The 3,001-nt window shown below is 59.5% G+C and carries 3 protein-coding genes; all 3 read left to right on the top strand.

The genetic code is table 11. The features are described 5' to 3' along the window. Positions 1–14 precede the first annotated feature (14 nt). On the top strand, positions 15–1,406 hold the full coding sequence (locus JIG40_RS18080; protein WP_024373715.1) for an HlyD family type I secretion periplasmic adaptor subunit: 1,392 nt from the start codon (positions 15–17) through the stop codon (positions 1,404–1,406). A 37-nt stretch (positions 1,407–1,443) separates the two neighbouring features. Continuing rightward, positions 1,444–2,121: a transglutaminase-like cysteine peptidase gene (locus JIG40_RS18075; protein WP_020332744.1), complete on the top strand. Its 678-nt coding sequence runs from the start codon at positions 1,444–1,446 to the stop codon at positions 2,119–2,121. Positions 2,122–2,126: 5 nt separating this feature from the next. Next, the coding region (locus JIG40_RS18070; protein ID WP_280514086.1) for a LapD/MoxY N-terminal periplasmic domain-containing protein at positions 2,127–3,001 on the top strand (875 nt) is incomplete at its 3' end.

Below are 3,001 nucleotides of genomic sequence, written 5' to 3'. Positions count from 1 at the left end.
CGCAGGATCGCACCATGAGTCAACGCAGTTATCACCAGCTCTCGCCCGGCGAACTTGAATTTGTCGACGACCAGACCGCCGCGCTGCTGCTCAACACCCCGAGCAGTGCCCGCATTATGTTGTGGGTGATGGTGCTGTTTTTTATCCTGGCGGGCGCGTGGGCTTCGTGGGCTCAAATCGACAAGGTGACCGTCGGTCAGGGCAAAGTGGTGCCCTCATCGCAGATTCAGGTGGTGCAGAACCTCGAAGGCGGGCTGGTGAAACAGATTCTGGTGCGCGAGGGGGAGCAGGTGAAAAAAGGGCAACAGCTGCTGCTGATTGACGACACCCGCTTTCGCTCTGATTACCGCGAGCGTGAGCAGCAGGTGGCCAACCTGACCGCCAGTGTGTTGCAGCTCTCGGCCTCGATTGCCAGTGTGGTGGTCAATGAAGAGTTCACCGAAGCCGAGTGGGAAAAGAGCGTGCGCATCGATTACACCAAGCTGGCGTTTCCGCCTGCGCTGGTTGAGTCGCAGCCGGACCTGGTGGAGCGTCAGCGCGCGCAGTACCGTCAGGATTTGGATAACCTGCGCAACCAGCTGTCGGTGATTTCCCAACAGGTGAAGCAGAAGCAGCAGGATTTGGTGGAGATTCAGGCCCGGGTGGTGAACCTGCGCCAGAGCTACAGCTACGCCAACAAGGAGCTGGAAATCACCAAGCCGCTGGCGGATGAAGGCGTGGTGCCGCGCATTGAGCTGCTCAAGCTGCAGCGTCAGGTCAACGACACCCGCCGCGACCTCACCTCCAGTGAGCTCAAAGTGCCGGTGCTGAAATCCGCGCTGCGCGAATCGATGCTGAGCCGCATTGATGCGGCGCTCAAGTTCCGCTCCCAGCAGCAGGATGCGCTCAATCAGACTCAGGACAAGCTCTCTGCGATGACCGAATCCACCGTGGGACTGGAAGACCGGGTCAACCGCACCGTGGTGGTCTCGCCGGTGACCGGCACCATCAAAACCCTGTACGTCAACACCGTCGGCGGCGTGATTCAGCCGGGGATGGACATCGTGGAAATCGTGCCGACCGAAGATACCTTGTTGGTGGAAGCGCAAATTGCGCCGCAGGACATCGCCTTTCTGCGCCCTGACCTGCCGGCGATTGTCAAATTCAGCGCGTACGATTTCACCAAATACGGCGGGCTGGAAGGCACGCTGGAGCACATCAGCGCCGACACCTCACAAGATGAGGACGGCAACAGTTTTTATCTGGTGCGGGTGCGCACCCAAGCGACGTCCCTCGGCCACGATGCGAGCCTGCCGATTATTCCCGGCATGACCGCCTCGGTGGACATCATCACCGGCAAACGGACCGTGCTGGACTACTTACTTAAGCCCATCCTCAGCGCCAAAGACAACGCGCTGCGGGAATGATGGAGAAGCGGCAACCTCATGAGACGGATGACCGGACGTGACCCGACATAGCGTAAAGCGCGGGCTGATATTGCTGGCCGTGCTGACGGTGTCGTCGCTCGCCGGGGCCCTCAATACCCAGGAGCAGCAGTGGGTGGATGCGGTGAGCGCCACCTACGGACCGCGTGCGGGCAAACGGGTCGCCACCTGGCGCAGCGAGATGGCGCGTTATCGCTCGCTGCCGGAGCGTGAGCAGCTCACCGAGGTCAACCGCTTCTTCAACCAGCTCTATTTCGTCAACGACGATGTGCTGTGGGGCAAAACCGATTACTGGGCAACGCCGCTGGAGTTTCTCGGCAGCAACGCCGGCGACTGTGAAGACTTCACCATCGCCAAATATTTTTCACTGCTGGAGCTTGGGGTCTCGGACAAGAAGCTGCGTCTGGTGTACGTCAAAGCCATTGAGCTGAATCAGTTTCACATGGTGCTGGCCTACTACGACACCCCGAGCGCCCAGCCGTTAATCCTGGACAACATCAACCCGCAAATCAAACCGGCGTCGCAGCGTCGGGACCTGCTGCCTATCTACAGCTTTAACGGTCAGCATCTGTGGTTGATGAAATCCAAAAACGGCGAGCTCGCGGGCAACGCTTCACGGCTCAGCCTGTGGAATGACTTACGTTCACGCGAGCGCTCGCTGAACCTGAATAAACCGTTGGTCAATTACGATGAGTAGGTAAGATGACACTATACAAACAACTGGTCGCCGGCATGGTCACGGTACTGATTCTGTTGATGATTTGCGTATTCATCATCGAATTTAAGACCACCCGCAACAACTTAGAGCAGCAACAGCGCTCAGAGGTGAGCAACACCATCAACACGGTGGGGCTGGCGCTGGCGCCGTATCTGGAGAACAAGGACACCGTGGCGGCCGAGTCGGTCATCAACGCGCTGTTTGACGGCAGCACCTATTCGGTGGTGCGCCTGCGGTTTCTGGACGACGACGCGGAGATTGTGCGCGCCTACCCCATCAAGCCGAGTCAGGTGCCGCAGTGGTTCACCAACCTCAACCTGTTTGAGCCCATCCACGACCGCCGTGTGGTGACCAGCGGCTGGCTGCAACTGGCGGAAGTGGAAATCGTCAGTCACCCGGGTGAGGCGTACGCGCAGCTGTGGCAGGCGCTTATCCGTCTGTGTCTGGCGTTCGGCTCGATTACGCTGGTTGGCCTGATGGCGATTGCGCTTATCGTGCGCCACGCGCTCAAGCCGCTGCAGATGATAGTGCAGAAGATGGCGCAGATTGCCCGTAACCAGTTCGGCGAGCCGCTGCCGCTGCCCGACACGCGCGATTTGACCGCCGTGGTCGAGGGCATCAACAGCATGTCGGCGCAGGTGGAGAAATACTTCAAAGCGCAGGCTCAGGAAGCGCAGATGCTGCGTGAGCGCGCTTACATCGACCCGGTGTCGCAACTGGGTAACCGCGCGTACTACATGAACCAGCTCAATGGCTGGCTGAGCGAGAACGCCGTGGGCGGCGTGGCCATTTTGCAGGCGCAGTTCATCAAAGAGCTCTACGAAGAGAAAGGCTACGAAGCGGGCGACGGCATGGTGCG

It is taken from the genome of Vibrio sp. bablab_jr001 (assembly GCF_016464285.1).
In the GTDB taxonomy this organism is placed as follows: Bacteria; Pseudomonadota; Gammaproteobacteria; order Enterobacterales; family Vibrionaceae; genus Vibrio; species Vibrio fluvialis.
The sequence above is the reverse complement of the archived record's forward strand: the minus strand, read 5'-3'. Positions and strand labels throughout refer to the sequence as shown.